The 20,236-nt window shown below is 68.6% G+C and carries 19 protein-coding genes; 15 read left to right on the forward strand and 4 right to left on the reverse strand.

Translation table 11 applies throughout. From position 1 onward, the window contains the following. Positions 1-68: 68 nt before the first annotated feature. Entirely contained in the window at positions 69-638 is a 570-nt protein-coding gene (locus tag H4Q84_RS22315) for a hypothetical protein (RefSeq protein ID WP_248581252.1), read from the reverse strand. A gap of 906 nt (positions 639-1,544) precedes the next feature. Here H4Q84_RS22315 and H4Q84_RS22320 point away from each other — a divergent pair. Then, positions 1,545-3,062 (forward strand): amidohydrolase family protein, encoded by a 1,518-nt coding sequence (locus H4Q84_RS22320; protein WP_248581253.1) that lies wholly within the window; start codon positions 1,545-1,547, stop codon positions 3,060-3,062. A gap of 103 nt (positions 3,063-3,165) precedes the next feature. On the opposite strand, the gene H4Q84_RS22325 is transcribed toward H4Q84_RS22320, so the two are convergent. After that, positions 3,166-3,573: a hypothetical protein gene (locus H4Q84_RS22325; RefSeq protein ID WP_248581254.1), complete on the reverse strand. Its 408-nt coding sequence runs from the start codon at positions 3,571-3,573 to the stop codon at positions 3,166-3,168. 72 nt (positions 3,574-3,645) lie between these two features. Here H4Q84_RS22325 and H4Q84_RS22330 point away from each other — a divergent pair, with 72 nt between their 5' ends. Together H4Q84_RS22330 and H4Q84_RS22335 are read left to right on the forward strand one after the other, a co-directional pair. Next, positions 3,646-3,906, forward strand: coding sequence for a hypothetical protein (locus H4Q84_RS22330; RefSeq protein ID WP_248581255.1), 261 nt, complete (start codon positions 3,646-3,648; stop codon positions 3,904-3,906). A 5-nt stretch (positions 3,907-3,911) separates the two neighbouring features. Further along, the gene (locus H4Q84_RS22335; protein WP_248581256.1) at positions 3,912-4,115 is read left to right on the forward strand and encodes a hypothetical protein; all 204 of its coding nucleotides are present in this window, start codon (positions 3,912-3,914) and stop codon (positions 4,113-4,115) included. 21 nt (positions 4,116-4,136) lie between these two features. Here H4Q84_RS22335 and H4Q84_RS22340 read toward each other — a convergent pair whose 3' ends face one another. Continuing rightward, positions 4,137-4,280 (reverse strand): hypothetical protein, encoded by a 144-nt coding sequence (locus tag H4Q84_RS22340; RefSeq protein ID WP_248581257.1) that lies wholly within the window; start codon positions 4,278-4,280, stop codon positions 4,137-4,139. Positions 4,281-4,847: 567 nt separating this feature from the next. Between H4Q84_RS22340 and pstC the strand changes: the two genes are divergently transcribed. From pstC to H4Q84_RS22390, 10 genes are all read left to right on the forward strand, one after another. After that, positions 4,848-5,855, forward strand: coding sequence for a phosphate ABC transporter permease subunit PstC (gene pstC / locus H4Q84_RS22345; RefSeq protein WP_248581258.1), 1,008 nt, complete (start codon positions 4,848-4,850; stop codon positions 5,853-5,855). Next, positions 5,852-7,009, forward strand: coding sequence for a phosphate ABC transporter permease PstA (pstA, locus tag H4Q84_RS22350; protein ID WP_248581259.1), 1,158 nt, complete (start codon positions 5,852-5,854; stop codon positions 7,007-7,009). The genes pstC and pstA overlap by 4 nt, the downstream gene beginning before the upstream one ends. Beyond that, entirely contained in the window at positions 7,006-8,661 is a 1,656-nt protein-coding gene (locus H4Q84_RS22355) for a substrate-binding domain-containing protein (RefSeq protein ID WP_248581260.1), read from the forward strand. Before pstA ends, H4Q84_RS22355 begins: the two co-directional genes overlap by 4 nt. After that, a complete protein-coding gene (locus H4Q84_RS22360) occupies positions 8,658-11,216 on the forward strand; it encodes a hypothetical protein (protein WP_248581261.1) in 2,559 nt (852 codons plus the stop codon). The genes H4Q84_RS22355 and H4Q84_RS22360 overlap by 4 nt, the downstream gene beginning before the upstream one ends. Positions 11,217-11,371: 155 nt before the next feature. Further along, positions 11,372-12,187, forward strand: a complete 816-nt coding sequence (locus H4Q84_RS22365) for a class E sortase (protein ID WP_248581262.1) — start codon at positions 11,372-11,374, stop codon at positions 12,185-12,187. Positions 12,188-12,254: 67 nt separating this feature from the next. After that, positions 12,255-13,850, forward strand: a complete 1,596-nt coding sequence (locus H4Q84_RS22370) for a substrate-binding domain-containing protein (protein WP_248581263.1) — start codon at positions 12,255-12,257, stop codon at positions 13,848-13,850. A 73-nt stretch (positions 13,851-13,923) separates the two neighbouring features. Further along, complete coding sequence (locus H4Q84_RS22375; protein ID WP_248581264.1) at positions 13,924-14,790, forward strand: phosphate ABC transporter ATP-binding protein; 867 nt, start codon at positions 13,924-13,926, stop codon at positions 14,788-14,790. Beyond that, on the forward strand, positions 14,787-15,530 hold the full coding sequence (locus tag H4Q84_RS22380) for a lytic murein transglycosylase (RefSeq protein ID WP_248581265.1): 744 nt from the start codon (positions 14,787-14,789) through the stop codon (positions 15,528-15,530). Before H4Q84_RS22375 ends, H4Q84_RS22380 begins: the two co-directional genes overlap by 4 nt. Positions 15,531-15,590: 60 nt before the next feature. Further along, a complete protein-coding gene (locus tag H4Q84_RS22385; protein WP_248581266.1) occupies positions 15,591-15,779 on the forward strand; it encodes a hypothetical protein in 189 nt (62 codons plus the stop codon). Between the two features lie 600 nt (positions 15,780-16,379). After that, positions 16,380-17,798 carry an IS1380 family transposase gene (locus tag H4Q84_RS22390; protein ID WP_248583585.1) on the forward strand — a complete coding sequence of 473 codons (1,419 nt, stop codon included), beginning with the start codon at positions 16,380-16,382 and terminating at the stop codon, positions 17,796-17,798. 353 nt (positions 17,799-18,151) lie between these two features. Here the strand turns inward: H4Q84_RS22390 and H4Q84_RS22395 are convergent, their stop codons facing one another. Further along, positions 18,152-18,355 carry a hypothetical protein gene (locus tag H4Q84_RS22395; protein WP_248581267.1) on the reverse strand — a complete coding sequence of 68 codons (204 nt, stop codon included), beginning with the start codon at positions 18,353-18,355 and terminating at the stop codon, positions 18,152-18,154. A gap of 451 nt (positions 18,356-18,806) precedes the next feature. On the opposite strand from H4Q84_RS22395, the gene H4Q84_RS22400 reads away from it, so the two are divergent. Further along, positions 18,807-19,469: a hypothetical protein gene (locus H4Q84_RS22400; protein WP_248581268.1), complete on the forward strand. Its 663-nt coding sequence runs from the start codon at positions 18,807-18,809 to the stop codon at positions 19,467-19,469. Next, the gene (locus tag H4Q84_RS22405; RefSeq protein ID WP_248581269.1) at positions 19,462-20,235 is read left to right on the forward strand and encodes a hypothetical protein; all 774 of its coding nucleotides are present in this window, start codon (positions 19,462-19,464) and stop codon (positions 20,233-20,235) included. Before H4Q84_RS22400 ends, H4Q84_RS22405 begins: the two co-directional genes overlap by 8 nt. The last annotated feature ends 1 nt before the right edge of the window (position 20,236 follow it).

The following is a 20,236-nucleotide window of genomic DNA, read 5'->3' on the forward strand; positions in this document are numbered from 1 at the left end:
ACTGCGGCCACAAGGAGCCTCGTTCATCGCGCACGCGGATCTCGGCACGAGGGGACAGGCGGAACGTGTCAGCAGCGCAGTTTCGGGGCGTTCTTGGGGTCGGTGCGCTGCCGATGCTGACGTGCCATGCCCTTAACCGTGGTGAGGTGCTTGTGGATGAGCTCAGCCCACTCCTGCTCGCTGCCCCAGCGGTTGTTGCGCGCGGCCAGGAGCATCAGGAGCGCGTCTGCTCGGCGCTTGTTGGTCATCCGACCTGCGCGGTCCCCGATGTCGTTGTTCAGGTCGCGGTAGAACCGCTCGAGTGGGCCGGTGGAGTTCACGCCGAACGAGCTCCTGGTGGGCAGTTGGCCTTGGACTGTGCGGTCGAGCTTCGCGGCGAGCGTCATCGAGTTCAGGCAGCCCGGCTCGGCGGCGCCGCGAGCGTTGAGCTCTCGTCGGAAGGCCTCCCAGGCGGTGAGCGAGCACACGGCGCCGCGGTGCGCGGCGTGGAGCGGGTCCTGGAGGTCGCGGGCGACCTTGCTCGGGAGGGCGTCGCGGAGGTTGCGGGCTAGGTGGAACTCGCAGCGGCGTGCCTCGGCGTCCGGCCATGCGTTCTTGGTGGCTGCGATGACGGCGCTGCCGCCGTCGGTGACGTACACGGCCAGGGCGCCGCCCAGGCGCTTGAGCTGCTTCGCCCACGCGGCGGAGGTGGTGGCGCGCGGGGATGGCCTCGATGGACGCGACGTACGGTCGCTCCGCGTTGGTGCGGCCCATGACAGCGAGGACCATGAACGCCAGCTGCGCGCGGCTGGCTCAGGGCACGGAGTACCGCATCTCGTCCTCGTCGAGGATGGCATCCCGCGGCCACGCCGTGGGCGCCTAGGCGTCCCAGATGACTGGGGCGTACATGTCTACCTAGTCCGATACGAGCTGGCCGTGGTCGTTCGGGGCCGGCCGCAGGCGCTTGCCGCTCTTGTCCCGGGGGACCTCGGTGTCCAGCGGTCAGCCAGCGCGCCCGAACATCCGCCGCGGCGCCGCGGTAGGGCAGCCCTTCCGACACCCGGGCCAGGGCCCAGGTGATGTCTCGCACCGCGTAGCCGTACTACCGCGGCGCCGGCTGTCCCTCCCACGGGGCCAGGCTGCTGGCGCACTCCCGACAGGTGTGTCCGTGCTCGTCGTGACCCACGATGCGTGGGAGGGCTCCCGGAACCGGTGCTTCTCGCCGGTCTTCGGCTCACACCACCAACGCTGTCGCTTGGGCCCGTCCTTCGGGCCTCCGTGCTGGCTCGAGTCACCTTCTCTTGTGCCACCCGTTCGGGCAGGGTGGATATCTGTCCACGAACTCCAGCGTGCCACATCCCGGCTAGCGACATATGAAGTCTTCTCCCCTGTCAGGGACCGCGGTTTCGAGGTTGCTCGCCAGCGCTCGTCACGCGTCGAACCAGCGACCGGCGGCAGTCGCTGTCTCCGTCGAAGTCGCGCAGCGGGGCCACTGTGCCTGGCTTGCCAGCCGAGAGCGAGACCCGTCAACGGATACTGACCCGCGCGAGGCATGATCGACCCCGATGAACCCTCCATCTACCCTCATCCGGCAAGCCCGCCTGGTCCCGATCGGCACGCCGGCGGCCGGGGGAGGCGAGCCCGTCGACCTCCGCATCACCGACGGCATCGTGACCGAGGTGGGCACCGGGCTCCGCCCGGCACCGGACGAGCTGATGATCGAGGCAGCAGGCCGGTGGGCGATCCCCGGACTCTGGGACCAGCACGTGCACATGGGGCAGTGGGCGCGCACGCGCATCCAGGTGGACCTGAGCGGCAGCACCAGCCCCGACGAGGTCATCGCCCGGATCCTCCAGCATCTGCGCACGCTGCCGTCGGACTCGACTGCGGCCGTGTTCGGGTTCGGCTTCCGCGCTGCCGGCTGGGCCCGCCAGCCCACCGTCGAGGAGCTCGATCTCGCGGTCGCCGACCGCCCCGTCGTACTCATCAGCGGCGACGTCCACAACGGCTGGCTCAACTCTCGCGCCCTCTGGGCCTTCGGCGCGCGACCAGCCGAGGGGCCGATCGAGGAGAACGAGTGGTTCGAGATCTGCGCCCGGCTCGACGAGCTCCCCGCCGACCCCAGCCTGCTCGACCGTGCCTACCGCGAGGCCGCCGCCGACGCCGCCGCGAGGGGAGTCGTCGGCATCGTCGACATGGAGTTCGGTCGCGGCTTCGCCGACTGGCCAGCGCGTACGGCGGCCGGCATCGACCAGCTACGAGTGCGACCCGCGGCCTACGCCGACCGTCTCGACGAGGTCATCGACGCCGGTCTGCGCGACGGCCAGGTGCTCGACGAGGCCGGCCTCGTCACGATGGGGCCGCTCAAGATCATCTCCGACGGCTCGCTCAACACCCGCACTGCCTACTGCTGCGACCCGTACGCCGCCGGTGCGGGCGACCACGCCCGCGGCAAACAGAACTTCGACGCCGCCGAGCTCACCCACCTGCTCCGCCGCGCGCACGCGCACGGCCTGCGGGTCGCCGTACACGCGATCGGTGACGCGGCCGCAGCTGTCGCTCTCGACGCCTTCGAGCGAACTGGAGCGAGAGGGACAATCGAGCATGCCCAGCTCGTACGCCGCGAGGACCTGGCGCGGATGGCTGCACTCGGCGTGACGGCCAGTGTCCAGCCCGCGCACCTCCTCGACGACCGCGAGCTCACCGAGCAGATCTGGGCCGACCGCGAGGACCGCTGCTTCCTGCTCCGGTCGATGCACGAGGCCGGGGTCGCGCTCGCGCTCGGCTCCGACGCCCCCGTCGCAGCCCTCGACCCCTGGCTCGCGATGGCCGCCGCGGTGCACCGCGGCAAGCCTGGCGATGAGCCCTGGCGCCCGGCTGAGGCGATCTCATCCACTCTCGCACTGGCTTCGAGCACGGACGGCCAGGTCACACTCGCTGTGGGGGGTCGGGGCGACGTCGTACTCCTGGACGCCGAGCCGCTCGCGGCAGCTTCTGACACGGCCGGCGCCTCCATGGCACTGCGCAACATGAGCGTGACCGCCACCGTGATGGCTGGCCGTCTGACCTACTGCGACCTCTAGCCCCGGCGCACGACAGGACGCGTGCGGGCACAAGAACGCCGGGTATCCGAAGGCCTCGGAGAGGCTGACGGACACCCGGGTGCGAGTGGGTGGGCGATGGTGCTCAGGCGGCGTTGACGCACGTCACCTGAAGCTGAACAGAGTCCAGACCGACCAGACCGACCGGGAACGAACCCTTGGAGGTGAAGCTGCCCGGGCCGTTCCTACGGACCTGGGGGGCGGCGAGGTTGGCGTCCCCGAGCCAGTACGCGTTGGCGCTGATCGCCACCTTGCCATCAGTGCACGCAGCACTCACGACGGCGGTGCCGAGCGGGCCCACCTGCGGGGAGGTCGCGGTCACCACCTGGAAGCCGGCGGCACCCCCGTTGAGGGTCTTCAGCAGTGTGGCGGAGAGGTCGGTTTCAGTGATCGTGCCGTCCTTGAGTTCCGTGCTGGAGATCGAGCCTTCGCGGATGTCAGCACCGGTGAGGGAGCGGGGGAAGAGCGGTCGCTGACCTGCGGAAACTCGCAATCGAGGACGTCTGGGCGCCTTGGCGCGACGCGTCCCGCGTCAAGAAGTTGGCAGGGATCTCTTTGGATTGAGATGTCGGGATGGTGGGGGTCGGCCAGCGACTGCCAGGTGCTCGACGACGCCGGCCTCGTCACCATGGGGCCGCTCAAGATCATCTCTGACGGCTCGCTCAACACCCGCACGGCCTACTGCTGCGACCCGTACGCCGCCGAGGCGATCTCACCAGCCGTGGCGCTGGCGACAAACCCCACGCCGCGCGTGGTCGCCACCCTGATGGCAGGCCGGCCCACTCACCACGAGATCCAGACGACTTGGCCTGTCAGCATATGCTGACAGGTATGAAGACATCAGTCGGCTCGGATGACGACGGGGGAGTGATCGGCGAGCTCGCGGCCGTGGCCGAGGCCAAGCGCGACCTGTCCCGACGCGAGGAGGTGGCGGTGCGCAAGGGTCGGCACACCGGCCTGACATGGGAGGAGATCGCCACCCTGCTCGGCGTCACCCGCCAGACGATCCATCGGAAGTACCGCAAGGTGGGCTAGGGCGCGCACCTCCGGGTTCGCCTACTTCGTCAGATACGCGATGAGCAGCGCGATCGGCACGAGCGGGATGGCGGAGGCTCCGATGAGACCGACGACCACGGCGCCCTTCGACCCGGTGGGCAGGCTGGCAAACCAGCCGCGGTTCCAGCCGGCCCCCTCGAGCACGGTCGTCGCCACCCCCCCGCAGCCGATGCGACGAGTGGCTGAAGTCCACCTGACGCTTCCAGTCACCGTCGGCGCCGACACCCCGGACGATCCGACGCTCGAAGCCGACCTTGGCGCCGGAGAAGGCGCGCGCCGATCCGCTGAGTCGGGCCACGCCGGCGGTCAGGTCGAGGTCCTGTTCGAAGTCGGCCATGGCCGCCGAGCCACGGCCGTTCGGACGATGTCGAACCCGCACACGACCTTGACCTTGTTCACGCCGGCGATCACCCCACCACGTTCGGGCAGATACGACCGCGCTGGCGCACAGTCGAGGAGCCGAGGAACTCTCAGGCGTGGTGACACACCGTCATGCAGATGGGTTGTCTAGTCCTCAGAAGGGGCAGAGCCCCGCGGATCCCCCTCTGTTGAGCCTGTTCTGCGAAGGACGCCGAGGTGTTGGCCCTCCGTTCACCGGACAAGGGTCGATCGTTCCTGGTCCCTCCCAAGACTCTCCTCGCTGCGCCGTTCAGCGCACCGATCAGCTTCCGTCAGCCACCTCGGGCCGTACCTAGAAGGCACCAACTCATCGTGACCTCGCTCCCTGCCGTGCGGCCAGAAGTGGACGCACAGCCTCGCAAGATCGCCCGTGCCGCGACGGGGGCTGACCGTGTCTTCGAGAACGGTGCCCGCCTCGTCGGGGCCACCGTTCTCGCCGTGACCGGCGGCATCGGCGCGTTCCTGGCGTGGCAGTCGGTGCCTACGTTGCAGCGGTACGGCTGGAGCTTCTTCACCGAGACGGCCTGGCAGCCCGAGGCCGACGTCCTGGGCATCGGTGCGGTGCTTGTCGGCACCGCCTCGGTGGCAGCGGTGGCCATGGTCATCGCCTTCCCGCTGGCGCTGCTCACCGCGCTCTACATCAGCGAGTACGCGCCGCCGTCGATCAAGTCCACGCTCGTGTCGATGGTCGACCTGATGGCTGCGGTGCCTTCGATCATCTACGGGATGTGGGGCTACTTCCTCGTCATGCCCCACGCCGCGGCGTTCGCGCTGTGGCTGCACCAGAATCTCGGCTGGATCCCCTTCTTCGACGTCGGCGCCGACCCGGACGCGGCCGTGTGGGACCAGTCCCGCTACATCGGCAGCGCCTTCTGTGCCGGGATCGCCGTCGCGATGATGGTGCTCCCGATGTCGTGTGCGGTGATGCGACAGGTCTTCTCGCAGACTCCACCCGGCGAGAAGGAGGCTGCTCTCGCGCTGGGCTCCTCGCGCTGGGGCATGGTGCGCACCGTCGTCATCCCCTTCGGCCGGGGCGGCATCATCGGTGGCACGATGCTCGGCCTGGGTCGCGCGCTCGGCGAGACCATTGCCGTACTCCTGATCATCTCACCGGACTTCATCATCAAGCCCCGAGTGCTCGAGGTCGGCACATCGACGGTGAGCGCGCTGATCGCCGGCAGATTCGGTGACGCGAGCGCCGCCCAGCTCTCCGCGCTGCTCACCGCAGGGTTCGTGCTGTTCATGATCACGTTGGTCGTCAACACGCTCGCCGCTGTGATCGTCAACCGCAGCCGCTCCGGCGCAGGGACCGACGCATGAGTACGACGACCGGAGCCGACGCTGCCACGCGCACCCACCTCCCGAGGCCCGACGACGATGCCGCGCCCGCGCTGCCCAGGCCCGGTCTCGGCCGGCCGACGGCCGAGGAGCGTTTCATCGCGGTCGGCTCGTGGCTCGGCGCGTTCGCCCTGGCTTGGCTCGTCACTCAGCGCCTCCTGCCCGTTGGCGGACCGGCCTGGCTGCTCGTCGTGTGGCTGGTGCTCGGCCTGGTGCTGACCGCGGTCACCAGCGCCATCGGGGGCACGCGTGTCGACGTGGTCGACCGCGTGGTGACGGGCCTCGTCACCACGGGCGCGCTCGTCGTCGGCGCGGCCCTTGTCAGCACTGTCGTCTTCGTGGTCTACCGCGGCTGGCAGCCGTTGTTGCACCTCAACTTCTTCATAGACGACATGTCCGGCGTCGGCCCGCGCGACCCGTTCGAGCGCGGCGGAATCCTGCATGCGATCGCTGGCTCGATGTTCCAGCTCGCCATCGCCATCGCCATCACACTCCCGCTCGGCATCGGCACCGCGGTGTTCATGACCGAGGTGGGTGGCCGCTTCGCCCAGGTCGTCCGCACCATCGTCGAGGCCATGACCGCCCTGCCCTCGATCGTTGCGGGGTTGTTCATCTACACGGTCCTCATCGTGGCGGTCGGCTTTCCCCGGTCGGGGTTCGCTGCCGCCATGGCACTGAGCGTGATGATGCTTCCGATCATCGCCCGCGCGGCCGACGTGGTCCTCCGGGTCGTGCCCGGCGGCCTCCGCGAGGCCAGCCTGGCGCTGGGGGCCAGCCGCTGGCGGACCGTGTGGCACGTCGTACTCCCAACCGCGCGTCCCGGTCTGGCGACCGCACTGATCCTGGGTGTCGCCCGCGGCGTGGGCGAGACCTCACCGGTGCTGCTGACGTCGGGCGCCGCGTCGTTCGTGGTCCTCAACCCCACCGACGGGGTGATGAACTCACTGCCACTGTTCATCTTCACCGGGGCGCGCAGCCCAGAGCCGATGATGATCGAGCGTGCCTTCTCCGCCGCCACCGTGCTCCTCGTGCTCGTGCTGGCCCTGTTCGTCATTGCCCGGCTGATCGCCCGCCCCCGCACCGGCGCGCGCCGCCGCTTCCGCCATACCCCCACTCTGTCCAGGGAGACCCGATGACCCGCCCGCTCCGCCTCCTGCTCGGTCTCGTGCTGGTGGCGCTGCTGCCCGGCCTCGGGGTCGCCCACGCCGACGACGGCGCCCCGGTGGCCCGTGCCGCGTACGCCCAGATCGAGGGTTCCGGCAGCACCTGGTCGGAGGTGATCGTCCAGCAGTGGATCTCCGACGTCGACGCGCTCGGCATGAAGGTGACCTACAACGGCGGTGGCTCGTCGCAGGGACGCAAGAACTTCTCCCAGAACGTCACCGACTTCGGCATCTCCGAGATCCCCTACCCGGGCGTCGACGAGTTCGGCAACGCCGACAACTCCAACGGCCGCGAGTACGCCTACCTGCCGATCGTGGCCGGAGGAACCGCGTTCACCTACCAGCTCAAGATCGGCAACGAGCTGGTCCGCAACCTGCGGCTCTCCGGCGAGACGCTCGTCAAGATCTTCACCAACCAGATCACCAACTGGAACGACCCGGCCATCGCCGCGGACAACAACGGCCGCGCATTCCCGTCGCTGCCGATCACGCCGGTCGTCCGCTCCGACGGCTCGGGCACGACCGCCCAGCTCACCACCTGGATGGACAGTGAGTACGGCTCGCTCTGGCAGGGCTACTACGGGCGCAGCGGCTACACGTCGTACTACCCGCGCAAGGGCCGGATGATCGCCCAGTCCGGCTCCGACCAGGTGATGAACACGATCTCGGGCTTCGCCGGCAACGGCACCATCGGGTACGTCGAGTACTCCTACCCCCTCAACAAGGACTATCCGGTCGTCAAGGTGCTGAACAAGGGCGGCTACTACGTGGAGCCGACTCAGTACAACGTCGCCGTCGCGCTGACGAAGGCGAAGATCAACCAGGACAAGTCATCTCAGCTCTACCTGACGCAGATCCTCGACGATGTCTACCGCTCGACCGATCCACGCGCCTACCCGCTGTCGTCCTACAGCTACATGCTCGTCCCGACCGGCGCGGACGACCAGCGAATGTCGACCGCCAAGCGGCAGACGCTGGGCGACTTCATGTACTACTCGCTGTGCGAGGGGCAGTCGAAGGCCGGCCCGTACGGCTATTCTCCGCTGCCGCTGAACCTCGTGCAGGCGGGCTTCCAGCAGCTGGCCCTGCTCAAGCAGGCGGACCCGGCCGTCGACCTGACCAACCGAGACGTCACCAAGTGCAACAACCCGACGTTCGTGGGTGGCGACCTCAAGCGCAACAAGCTCGCCGAGATCGCGCCCAAGCCCGCCGCGTGCGACAAGCTCGGCGCCGGTCCCTGCGGCACCGTCACTGGCACCGGCGAGCCCTCGACCGACGAGTCGGGTGCCCCGGGCACCGAGGGTGGCAAGGGCAAGGGCGGCAAGAAGGGCGCCACGCAACCCAGTGGCCCGACTTCTGCGCCACCACCGGGGACGCCCGTCATCGACCCGGTCACAGGCGAGGCCGTGCCTGGCGGGACGCCGATCGCCGCGGCGACGGGGACCGACCCGGCGGGGACAGCGGCGTCCGACCCCATCTACGCGACGCCCACCGAGCTGGCCGCCGACCGGCCGACGGACCGCAAGGCCTTCGGTTGGCTCGCGGTGCTCGAGCTACTCGCCCTCATCCTGGTGCCCGGAGCGGTCGCGGCAACACGCGCCCGCCGCAAGGCAGCGGCCCGATGAGCGCGCGACTGAACGCGGTGCGGTTCGCCGTGGGCCTGGGCATCCTCGCCATGGCGCCTCTCGTGATCGTCAGCGCTGACGGTCAGTCGGCGGCTGCGGAGCCCGACCGGACGCCGTACACGCAAACGAAGCACCTGACCCGCAGCTTCATCTCCGACGGCGAGGAGCTGGTCGTCGACGAGCGAGACGTGACGGTCAGCGCCGACCGCACCACCGACCTCCGCGGTCGCGAGCGGATCAACATCTCGTGGACAGGCGCGCACCCGACGGGCGGTCGCACCGCGAGCCCTTACGGGGAGCAGGGTCTGCTGCAGGAGTACCCCGTGGTGATCCTCCAGTGCCGAGGGGTCGACGACCCGACGCTGCCGCCGGAGAAGCAGCTCTCGCCGTCGACGTGCTGGACGTCCACGCGCCAGCAGCGCAGCCAGCTGGTGGACGAGAGCTCTGCCGTCTGGCGCCACGACCTGTACGCCGCCGAGGCTGATCGCGCGGCCAAGACCGGTCTGTCCCCCCTCCCACCGGAGTGCAACGACGTCGAGACCTTCTCCACGCACGTCACGCCGTTCATCGCCGCGAACGGGACGGTGTTCCCGTCCTGCACGGCCGAGACGATGGCGCCCGAAGCTGCTGTCGGTGCGGCGTTCCCGCCGGCCGAGCAGGCGGCGTACACCGACGTCGCCGGCAACGGCGCGGTGAAGTTCGAGGTTCGCAGCGCCGTCGAGAACGAGTCGCTCGGCTGCTCCGACACGGTGGCCTGCTCCATCGTGGTGATCCCGATCCAGGGACTCTCCTGCGCCGATGACGACCGCGAGTGCCGCAAGGCCGGCCGCTTCGAGTCCGGCGCGAGCAACTTCGCCAACGAGGGCGTCGACGCAAGCGTGTCGCCCTCGCTGTGGTGGGCCGAGTCCAACTGGCGCAACCGCTTCTCGATTCCGGTGACCTTCGGGCTCCCGCCCGACGCGTGCAACGTCCTCGACAGCCGCGCGCCGACCGGCTTCTACGGCTCCGAGCTGATGGCGCAGGCGGCTCTGCAGTGGTCGCCGGCGTACTGCCTTCGCAAGGACCGCTTCAAGTTCCAGCACAACAAGATGTCCGACGAGGCAGCCTTCGCCCTGATGGAGAACGGCGGGGGAGCGGCCGCCCTGGTCTCCGGCGCGCACAAGCGACGCGGCGAGGACCCGGTCGCTTACGCACCGACCGCCGTCACCGGCTTCACCATCGCCTACGTCATCGACCGACCGGACAATGCCGGCGAGCTGACCGACCTCAGGCTGACGCCGCGGCTGCTGGCCAAGCTCCTCACACAGTCGTACGTCGGCAGCGAGCGCGGCGCCGGCCACCCCGGCATGTCGGGCAACCCGTCCTCGATCAACCTCGACCCGGAGTTCCAGCAGCTGAACCCCGGGCTCGACCTGGTCCCGCGCGAGGCGGCCTCGGTCCTGCTCTCGCTCTCGGAGGCCAGTGACGTCATCGACACGCTGACCGGCTACATCGCGCAGGACAAGGACGCAGCGGCCTTCATCGCCGGCAAGCCCGATCCGTGGGGCATGGCGATCAACCCGGCGTACAAGAAGATCAAGCTGCCCCGCTCGGAGTGGCCGCTGCTCGACAGCTACGTGCCGCCGAGCAATCAGGAGTGCTACCAGCAGAACCCGTCGCCGTACTTCACCCAGCTCGCGGCGCCCGTCACGTCCATGCGCAAGATCGCCGAGGCGGTGCTCGACTCCTGGCCCAACGTGCAGACGAAGTGCGACCGCTCGACCACGTCCGACCCGTGGCGGATCGGCCGCATCGACCGACAAGGTGTTGGCGCCCGCTTCATGCTCGGTGTGGTCAGCCTTGGCGATGCCCGCCGCTTCGGACTGCGTGAGGCCGAGCTGGCCACCACCAAGGGAGCGTTCGTGGCGCCCACTCAGGCCGCCATGGCCAAGGCCGTGTCTGTTGCCAGCCCGCCGAAGAAGGACGGGCAGCCGTTCGGCCTCGACGTCACCGACGTCGTGAAGTCCCGCTCCGCCTACCCCGGCACGATGGTGGTCTACACCGCCGCTCGCACGTCCGGGCTGGAAAAGGGTGACGCAGCCAAGGTGGCGGAGTTCATCGACGTCGCCACCTCGGAGGGGCAGCAGCCAGGGTCCGGCAACGGTGAGCTGCCCGAGGGCTACCTTCCGCTGGCGAAGTCGGGTCCGACCGCGCCGCTGCTCAAGCAGGCCCACGCCGTGGCCGCGAGCATCAAGGAGCAGGAGCCCGTCCCCGCCGACGAGGAGCCCTCCGGGGGTGACGGCGACGCAGGCGGGCAGGGCGGCGACACACCCGAGGTGACCGTGCCCGATGACGTCCCCGCCGGGCCGCTGCCCTCCTCAGGCTCCAAGCCGAAGGACGAAAAGACTGTCGCGGCGGAGCACGCCAAGACGGAGCCGGTGGTCATGCCCGACACGCTTCTGGTGAGCTCCGAGGTCGCGGGGGGTCTGATCCCGGTGCTGTTGGGCATCGTCGTGATCGGCGCTGTGTGCGCCGGCCTGCTCCGTGTGTCCCTGGGTCGGCGGAGGTCTCGGTGACGCACCTTCTCGACCGCCCCACGGCGGTCGCCCGACGCCTCACGCGTGTCCCGCTCCGGGCTCGAGCCGGTCGGGTTCCGGGGATCGCGCCCAAGCGAGCACCGGCTCCTCGTCCGCCAGCCGGCCCTCCCCGCCAGGGTGAGCGGGCCGTCTCCATGGTGTCCACGACGGCGTTGATGCTGGTGCTGGTGGGCGCTTGGGTCCTTGCCCAGATGCTGTTCCTCGGCGGACTGTCGCAGCAGCGCGACCAGGCGCGGCTGTACGTCGAGTTCCGTGAGCAGCTCGCGGCCGCGACGGCGCCCATCGGCCCGGTGACGTCGCTGGGCGACCCGGTCGCCCTCCTCTCGATCCCATCCCTCGGGGTCGAGCAGGTCGTCGTCGAGGGCACGGCCTCCGGCGACCTGCTGTCCGGTCCGGGGCACCAGCGCAACACCGTGCTGCCCGGGCAGCTCGGCACCTCGGTGGTGATGGGCCGCGCCGCGTCGTACGGCGGTCCGTTCGGTGACATCGCGACCCTGCAGGAGGGCGACGTCATCGACGTCGTCACAGCGCAGGGGCGCCAGGAGTTCGCTGTGCTCGGCGTACGTCGCGCCGGCGAACCGCTGCCGCAGCCGCGCCCGGCCACAGCTGCCCGGATGGTCCTCGTCAGCGCCGTGGGTCGTGGCCAGCTGGCGGCCGTGGCGCCGTCGGAGGTCGTCTACGTCGACGCCGAGGCCCAGAAGGCGTTCCCCGCTCCTCCCGGCCTGCCGACGGCCATCCCCGATTCCGAGCAGGCGATGGCCACGGAGCCCGGAGCACTGCCGCTCCTTGCCCTGTGCCTGGCCCTGCTCCTGGCGATGACGCTCGGTGTCATCGCCGCGCGTCAGCGTTGGTCCACCGCCCTCGTGTGGGTGATCGCGACCCCGGTCGTGATCGCCGTGGCCTGGGTGACCACCGACGTGGTGATGCGGCTGTTGCCCAACCTGCTCTGACCGGGCCCACCGGGCGTCGGTGCTCCACCTGCACGACCACAACCAACACACACGAAAAGGAATCCAGATGTCTGTTCGCAGGCTCTTCGCGGGCGTGGCCACCACGTCCCTCGTCGTCGCGTCGTGGGCCGTGATGGCCCCCGCCCAGGCCGACCCGTCCGCCGTGCCGAACCTCGGTGACGTCGTCGGTGTCGGCTCCGACACCTCCATGTATGCCGTGACCTACCTCGCCGACGGCAAGGACGGCGTCGCGGGCTACAACGCCGGCAAGACCACCGGACGGCTGATGTCCTTCGACGCGGCCATCAAGGACGCCGGTGGCACGCAGACCAACTCGACCACCGTGGTCCTCCAGGAGACCCACGCCGCGGTCAACCGGCCCAACGGCTCCGGTGCCGGCAAGAGCACGCTGTACGGCGCGGGCAACAACCCCGACGTCGACTTCGCCCGTTCCTCCTCGGCCATCAGCGCCACCGAGAAGTCCAATGGTCTGTTCGCGTTCCCCTTCGCCAAAGACAACCTGGCGCTCGCCACCGCCACCACGTCGAACGCGCCGGCCACGATCAGCTCGGCCGACATGGTGAAGATCTACAGCGGCGTAGTCACCAACTGGAGCCAGCTCGGCGGCTCGGCGGGCCTGATCGCCCCCAAGATCCCGCAGACTGGATCGGGCACGCGCGACTTCTTCGTGGCCCAGCTCAAGGCCGCCAACGGTGGCACGGACGTCACCCTGGCGCCCAGTGTCACCGAGGTGCAGGAGCACGATGACGCGCCGATCAAGGCCGACCCGAATGCGGTCGCGCCGTTCTCGGTGGGTCGTGCCGGTCTGCTCGGCACGCTGCGCATCGAGGGTGGCTTCACGGCCGCTCGCGCCCTCTACAACGTCGTCCGTCAGGCCGATGTGGCCAAGGCGGAGATCATATCGATCTTCGGCGAGAGCGGGTTCGTCTGCTCGGCAGCCGCCAAGCCGCTGATCGCCAAGGCCGGCTTCGAGCAGCTCCTGCCCCGCACCCAGGGCGGCGCCTGCGGCGTCCCGACCCAGGACCCGGCCACCAACCTGGCTGTCCAGCAGGTGGCCACCACCACGTCGGTCGTGGGTTCCTCGGCCGCGGCGGGTGCCCTCAAGCTCACCGCGACCGTCGGTGCCGCCACTGCCCCAGACGGCATCGTGAGCTTCTTCCTCGACGGTGCGGCGGCGGCGGCCGGTTCGGCCCCCATCACCGGGGGCAAGGCGACCAAGGATCTCTCCGGGATCGCCGCAGGCAACCACACGGTCGTCGCGAAGTTCGCCCCGAGCGCCAACTCGGTGTTCGCGGCGTCGCAGTCCGCGCCGACGGTCGTCACCGTGGTGGCAGTCGCGCCGGTTCCCGCAGTCAAGGCCACGTCGAAGGTCGCTGAGTCCTTCAAGTCGAAGGTCAAGTCCGGCAAGCGCGCCAAGGGCGTCGTGACCATCACGACGTCCGTCGCCGGCCGCGTCGCCACCGGCAAGGTCACGATCAAGCTCAAGAAGAAGGTCGTCGGCACGGGCACGCTCAAGGGCGGCAAGGTGACGATCAAGCTCAAGCCCCTTCCGAAGGGCAAGAACAAGCTGAAGGTCAGCTACGTCTCGGGTTCCGCCACGGTCGGCGGCGGCACCAAGACGTTCACGATCAAGCAGCTGTGAGACCAGCGGGCCCGGGCGTTTGCTGACGCAGCCCGGGCCCGCTACCCGCACCATTCACCAAGAGAAGGCACCCATGACCTCCGCATCCTCCCCGTACGCCGACGCGACGACCGTGCTGCCGCCGGTCCCGTCGTACTCCCCGGCAGACGGCGTGAACACCTCCGCCCTCGCCGAGATCGAGGCACGCGGGATCACTGCATGGTTCGGCCAGCACAAGGTCCTCGACCGTGTCTCGCTGACGATGCCGGCCGGCGGGATCACGGCCCTCATCGGCCCGTCGGGATGCGGCAAGTCCACGTTCCTGCGGATCCTCAACCGGATGCACGAGCTGGTGCCGTCCGCGGCCCTGGCCGGGGAGGTGCTGCTCGATGGCGTCGACATCTACGACCCCCAGCGCAAGATCACCGACGCCCGTCGCAGCATCGGCATGGTGTTCCAGAAACCGAACCCGTTCCCGGCGATGTCGATTCGCGAGAACGTCATCGCGGGACTGAAACTGACGGGCACCAGGGCCTCTCGCAGTGCCAAGGAGGAGCTGGTCGAGCAGTGCCTCGTGCGCGCCGGGCTGTGGAACGAGGTCAAGGAGAGGCTCGACGCGGCCGGCGGTGGGCTCTCCGGGGGCCAGCAGCAGCGGCTCTGCATCGCCCGCTCGCTCGCGATCAGGCCGCGCGTGCTGCTCATGGACGAACCGTGCTCGGCGCTGGACCCGACCTCGACGCGCGTGATCGAGGAGACCATGAAGGAGCTGGCGAAGGAGGTCACCATCGTCATCGTGACCCACAACATGCAGCAGGCAGCCCGGGTCTCCGACACCTGCGCGTTCTTCCTCGCGTCGCACAGCACGCCGGGCGTGATCGTCGAGCACGGCGACACAACCGCGATGTTCACTCATCCCCAGGACCAGCGCACCTCTGACTACGTGAACGGCCGGTTCGGGTGAGGTTGTCCCACCTCGTCGCCATGCTCGGTGTGCTGGGCGTGCTCAGCGCCACGGCGTACGTCGCTCAGCAGCAGGCTTCCTACCGCGACCCGGTCCTGGCGAGCACGGTGCAGGTGCCGCCGCCCGTCGTCGGGGCGCCGGCCGTCACTCCCGTACGGCGCGGCACAGTCTCACGGTCTCGGCCGACGCTCATCGACGGCCAGTGGATCGCCGACACGGCGTATCGGGCGGGCATTCCCGCCCCGGCCCTGCGTGCCTACGCGCGGGCGACGCAGCAGGTCCCGGGCTCATGCCACCTCGGTTGGACGACGCTCGCCGGCATCGGCTGGGTGGAGTCGCAGCACGGCACCATAGGTGGCCGCTCCGTGTCGGCCGACGGCCGACCGTCGGTGGCGATCCTCGGCCCGACTCTCGACGGTCGCGGTCGGTTCGCGGCCATTCCGGCGACGGCCCAGAGCGCCCGCTGGCACGGTGACGCCGCCTGGGACCACGCCGTGGGCCCGATGCAGTTCATCCCCTCCACCTGGACGACGTGGGCTTCCGACGGTGACGGTGATGGTGTCGCCGACCCGCACGATCTGGACGATGCGGCGTTCGCCGCTGCGCGGTATCTCTGTGCCTCCGGCACCTTGGCCAACGGTGCCGACTGGGCCGCTGCGATCTACTCCTACAACCACGAGCGGGTCTACGTCACGAGCGTTTTCAGCGCCGCAGAGACCTACGCCGAACGGACGAGCTAGCACCCCCGAGGCCCGGGGGGTTGTTCACCTACGAGTCGAGATCTTTGGGGGTGACCCTCAATGGGTGCTGCTGCGACGCTGTTCCTCTCCATCTCGGTGGGAGAGGAACAGCGTCCGGGTTCGGCCAACGCATCCGTCGCTGAGGTCGGAGCCGTGATCGGCACGCATCTCCTGACGTTGATCCGGTGGGAGTCCGGGCAGCTGGTGCCCTCGGGTCCCGAGGGTGCTGACGGGACACCGTCGTCCTGATGCTGCGTCATCGGGAGGAGCAGGCCGCGGTTGAGCGGGGGAGTGCAGGCATACGTCCTCCGCAATCCTGATCGCGGGTTCTTCCGCGAGGCCCGGACATGGCACCAGCCCCTGCCCTCAGAGAGGACAGGGGCTGGGGTGTCGTGGCTACGACTCAGAGGTCGTAGTACAGCTCGAACACCGGAGGGGGTGTTGGACACCTCCGGACATCTCGGAACAACACGGTCTGACCTGCGGAAACGTCGATTTGGCCGGTGGGGCGAGGTTGGCTGATTTCGGCCTCGAAGGTTCTCCTGCGGAATCCCTGCGGAATCTTGGAGGGGCTCTGGTTACAGCTGCTGGCTCGTGACCACATGTACATGAAGAGCGACCTGCCCCTGCACGTAGTCCTGAGCGAGCGCTACGAGTACGCGGGAGGCCGGCATGCCTTGGGCTTTGGATTCGAGCTTCAGCGCCGCGTCGCTGATTCGGGCTGACTTGCTCGGTTCGCTCCCTCTAGCCCGGATCATTCACGGGTCGGCGGCTTGATCGGCGCGTAGAAACACAGAAGTGCCTGTCCAGCAGGGGAAACTTGGTCTTGCGACGGAACAAGTTCTCCAACTGGAAGGAACTCTGCAGGTGAAGCGTAGTTCGTGGTCGAGGGGTCTGTCAGTAACTGGGGGCGGTGTCGGCGTGGTGGCCCATGCCGGAAGCGTCGGGCTGCGTCTCGTAGGTGATCGGACCGGGCTGACTGGACAGCTCTCGAAGGCCCTGGCACGACGTTCGTTCACCCCTGCCCATGACCGCGGCCGGGTCCTGGTCGATGTCGCGGTGATGATCGCCGACGGCGGTGAAGCGATCGCTGACATCGAGGTCCTGCGCCACCAGGAACCCGTGCTCGGTGCGGTGGCCTCGCAGGCCACGGTCTGGCGGGCTTTGGATGAGATCAACCCCGGGCAGGTCAAGAAAATCGCCGTGGCCAGAGCCAGGACACGGCGCCACGTCTGGGCACTCATGAACGCCTCACCCGAAGGGTTCCCTGCCTCGAAGGTCGCCGGCACCGACCTCGGCGAGGTGGTCGTGCTCGATGTCGATGCCACGGTCGTGATCACCCACTCCGAGAAAGAGTTGGCATCGGCGACGTTCAAGCGGACGTTCGGGTACCACCCGATCGGGGTGTGGTGCGACAACACAGGCGAGTTCCTCGCCGCCACGTTGCGGACCGGGAAGGCGGGGTCGAACACCGCGACCGATCACATCGAAGTCCTCACCGCGGCAATCGCCCAGGTCCCCGCCGCACAACGCAAGAACCTGCTGATCCGCAGCGATGGCGCGGGTGCCTCCCACAAGCTCCTGGCCTGGCTCACCGAACAAGGCCGCGTGCGGGGACGTCGCTTGGAGTACAGCGTCGGCTACGCAGTCACCGAGAAGATCCGCGAAGCCATCAAGGTCGTCCCCAAGCACGTGTGGACACCCGCGTCCGATGCTGATGGTGGGGTCCGCGAAGGTGGTGACGTCGCCGAGCTCACCGACCTCCTTGACCTGACGGCATGGCCGCCCGGGATGCGGCTCATCGTGCGCCGCGAACGACCCCACCCCGGTGCGCAGCTGTCGCTGTTCGAAGAAGCCGACGGGTGGCGCTACCAAGTGATCGCGACCAACACCACCACCGGACAGCTGGCGTTCCTCGAAGCCCGTCACCGTGCTCACGCCCGCGTCGAGGACCGGATCCGGATCGCCAAGGACACCGGCCTGGGCAGATTCCCCTCACGTGAGTTCGCGATCAACCAGGCCTGGCTGACAGCGACCATGATCGCTGCCGACCTCACCGCCTGGACCAGACTTCTGGCCTTCACCGGCGAGGCTGCTGTGCTCGCCGGCTGTGAGCCGAAAGCGTTGCGCTACCGACTCCTGCACGCACCAGCACGCCTGGTCCACACCGGAAGACGGCGACAACTCCGGATCCCCGACACCTGGCCCTGGGCGGCAGCGATCGTCGCGACATTCGCCAACATCGCAGCGATCCCACCACCAGCCTGAACATCCCCGCCCACCCACAACCCGAGGACCCGGAGAACCGCACCCGACAGCGACAGTCGGCCTACAGGTCAACCCCGGAACCAGCCCAAGCAACGCACACGTCGTCAACCTCGACGCGCAGCCGTCCGACTACCTCCATGAAAGACCGGGGCTAGTGACCTCTCGGACGTCGAGCAATCCTTTGGCAAAGTCTCGGGCGAGCGTTGCAAGCACAAAGGAGGCGGTGAGGCCGTCGGCCTGGGCCGTGTTCTGCACGGAAGTCCACAGTTGATCGCTCATTCGGAATGATCGCGGCTGGTCGTACGGCGTGCCTTCGCGATCCCGTGGGCGCCGAGGGATGTCGGGCCGACGAGTCACGACTCCAGCCCTCGCACCTTGCGCCAACTGCTCGCCTGCTCGGCATTCATCGCCCAGTGGACTTCCTGCGAGCCGGGCTTGCCCTTGGCGAGGAGTGGCCAGATGTGCAGACCGTGTGAGTCGAGAGGCACGTTGGGGTAGTTCGCCTTGAGGTGACGCGTGATCTTCCGCGGGGCGTCGCGCCATTCGTTGACAGTCATGCCGCTCTTCGCAGCCACCTCCGATGTCGATAACCACTGGTCGTGGGTGCCGGCGACCTCACAGCACACATCCATTGCGCGCGTCCAACGCTTCGCTGTCTCACTAGCCCCGGCGGCCAACTTCCCTAGGTCCTCGATGGGCCAGGGTGTCCAGGAAGCGAGTTGGACTTCATCCGGGTCGGGAGAGGCGGTTGCCGCGCTCGACGGCATGGTCGTCACCTCCGACACGGGTTCATTACGCCGGGACTCCCGATCCGCGACCATGGCCGCGAACTCGGCGTAGTCCTCAAGCCGCACCAGCACCGGCACCCACTTCGACATCGCTTGTCCTTTCTGACTGTTCTCCCATAACTATACGCATTGCAAAGGGACTGTCAACCCAGCCGGAATGGGGGTTGCGGAGAAGGGGTCGAGGTTGACTGATAACTTCGCATAAGCGAAACTGTCTGTCATGAGTCTTCTTGCCATCTCCGAGGCCGCTGACCGTCTCGGGGTCTCGACGCGACAGGTACAGCACCTTGTCGCGCGCGGCGAGCTGCGGCAGGTCGCGCGGGGCGTGCTGGACGAGACCTCCGTAGAGCGGCTTGCTGCGGTGCGTGGAGGTTCTCACAAGCGCGCTTGGTCCGAGGCAACGGCGTGGGGCGCGGTCGCGATCCTGTCGGGTGCTGACGCGGAGTGGATGGGGGAGAGCCAGCGATCCCGTCTCAAAGGCCGACTCCGAGCAATGAGCGCGGCCGTTCTGGTCGAGCGTGCTCGTGAACGGGCTGACGTGACCCGCTACGCAGCCCACTCCAGCACGGGGCAGTACCTCGAAGCCGAGCTCGTGTACGCCGCCGATGTCGCGGGCCGGCTCGGCTTGGCACAGGCGAACAACATTGACGGCTACCTCGCAGTCGGCGACGTTCTCGGACTCGTCTCGCGTCACGGACTGATTCGGGACGACGAAGGCAGGGTCACGCTGCGGGCCACCGCGATGGACCTCGACGTCGTTCGTGATCTGAGCCAGCGAAGCGTCGTCCTCGGGGCGCTCGACCTGGCCGAGTCTCTCGATGTCCGCGAGCGCCGGGCCGGGATCGACGCACTCGACCGTGTGCTGGAGGCTTTCCGTGGTTGAGCGCCCGGCCATCGAAGTGCCCAGTCTGCCTGGTGGCTGGGGTGCGCCGTGGCCCAACGTCGCCGAGATCGAGGCGGTCCTCGCGCACGAGAAGTGGACTCTTGTCGGCGGGTTGATGACCCAGCTCCACGGCATTCACCAAGGCATTGACACCCTGCGTCCGACCAATGACGTGGACATCGTGCTTCACGTCGAGACCACTCGCGGTGTCGCCGCCGAGACTGCCAGGGCGCTTGAGTCGCTCGGGTACGATTTCGCGCCGTCCATCGACGAACGCCACGGCACCGCCCACCGGTTCAAGCGCCGCCAGTCCAGCGTCGACCTCGTCTCCAGCGCACCGGACGTCGTGGACGTATTGGTGGCCGACCACCCGGCACCCAGCGTGGTCGAGAAGCTTCGCGGTCGCACCATGGTTGCGATCGAGGGTGGCACCCAAGCCCTCAAACGCGCCATCAACGCTCGGCTTGAGATCGTTCCGGGACGCACGACTACGGTCAGCGTTCCGTCCCCGTTCGGTGCGGTGATCCTCAAGGCAGCCGCCTATCAGACTGATTCGCGGGACAAAGAGCGCCACCTGCTTGACGCAGCTCTTCTGCTGGCCGTGATTGAAGATCCGTACGCCGAGCGTGAGCACTTCACCGGGTCCGACACGGCCAGGCTCCAGACCCTACTTCGGGCCTTGCCGGACGACGCTCGCGAGTGGCGTTCCTTGTCCGCGGGGTGGCGGACCAACGGACAGGCCGCACTGCGAATTCTCACCGCCTGAA

The organism is Nocardioides sp. InS609-2 (genome assembly GCF_023208195.1).
GTDB lineage: Bacteria > Actinomycetota > Actinomycetes > Propionibacteriales > Nocardioidaceae > Nocardioides.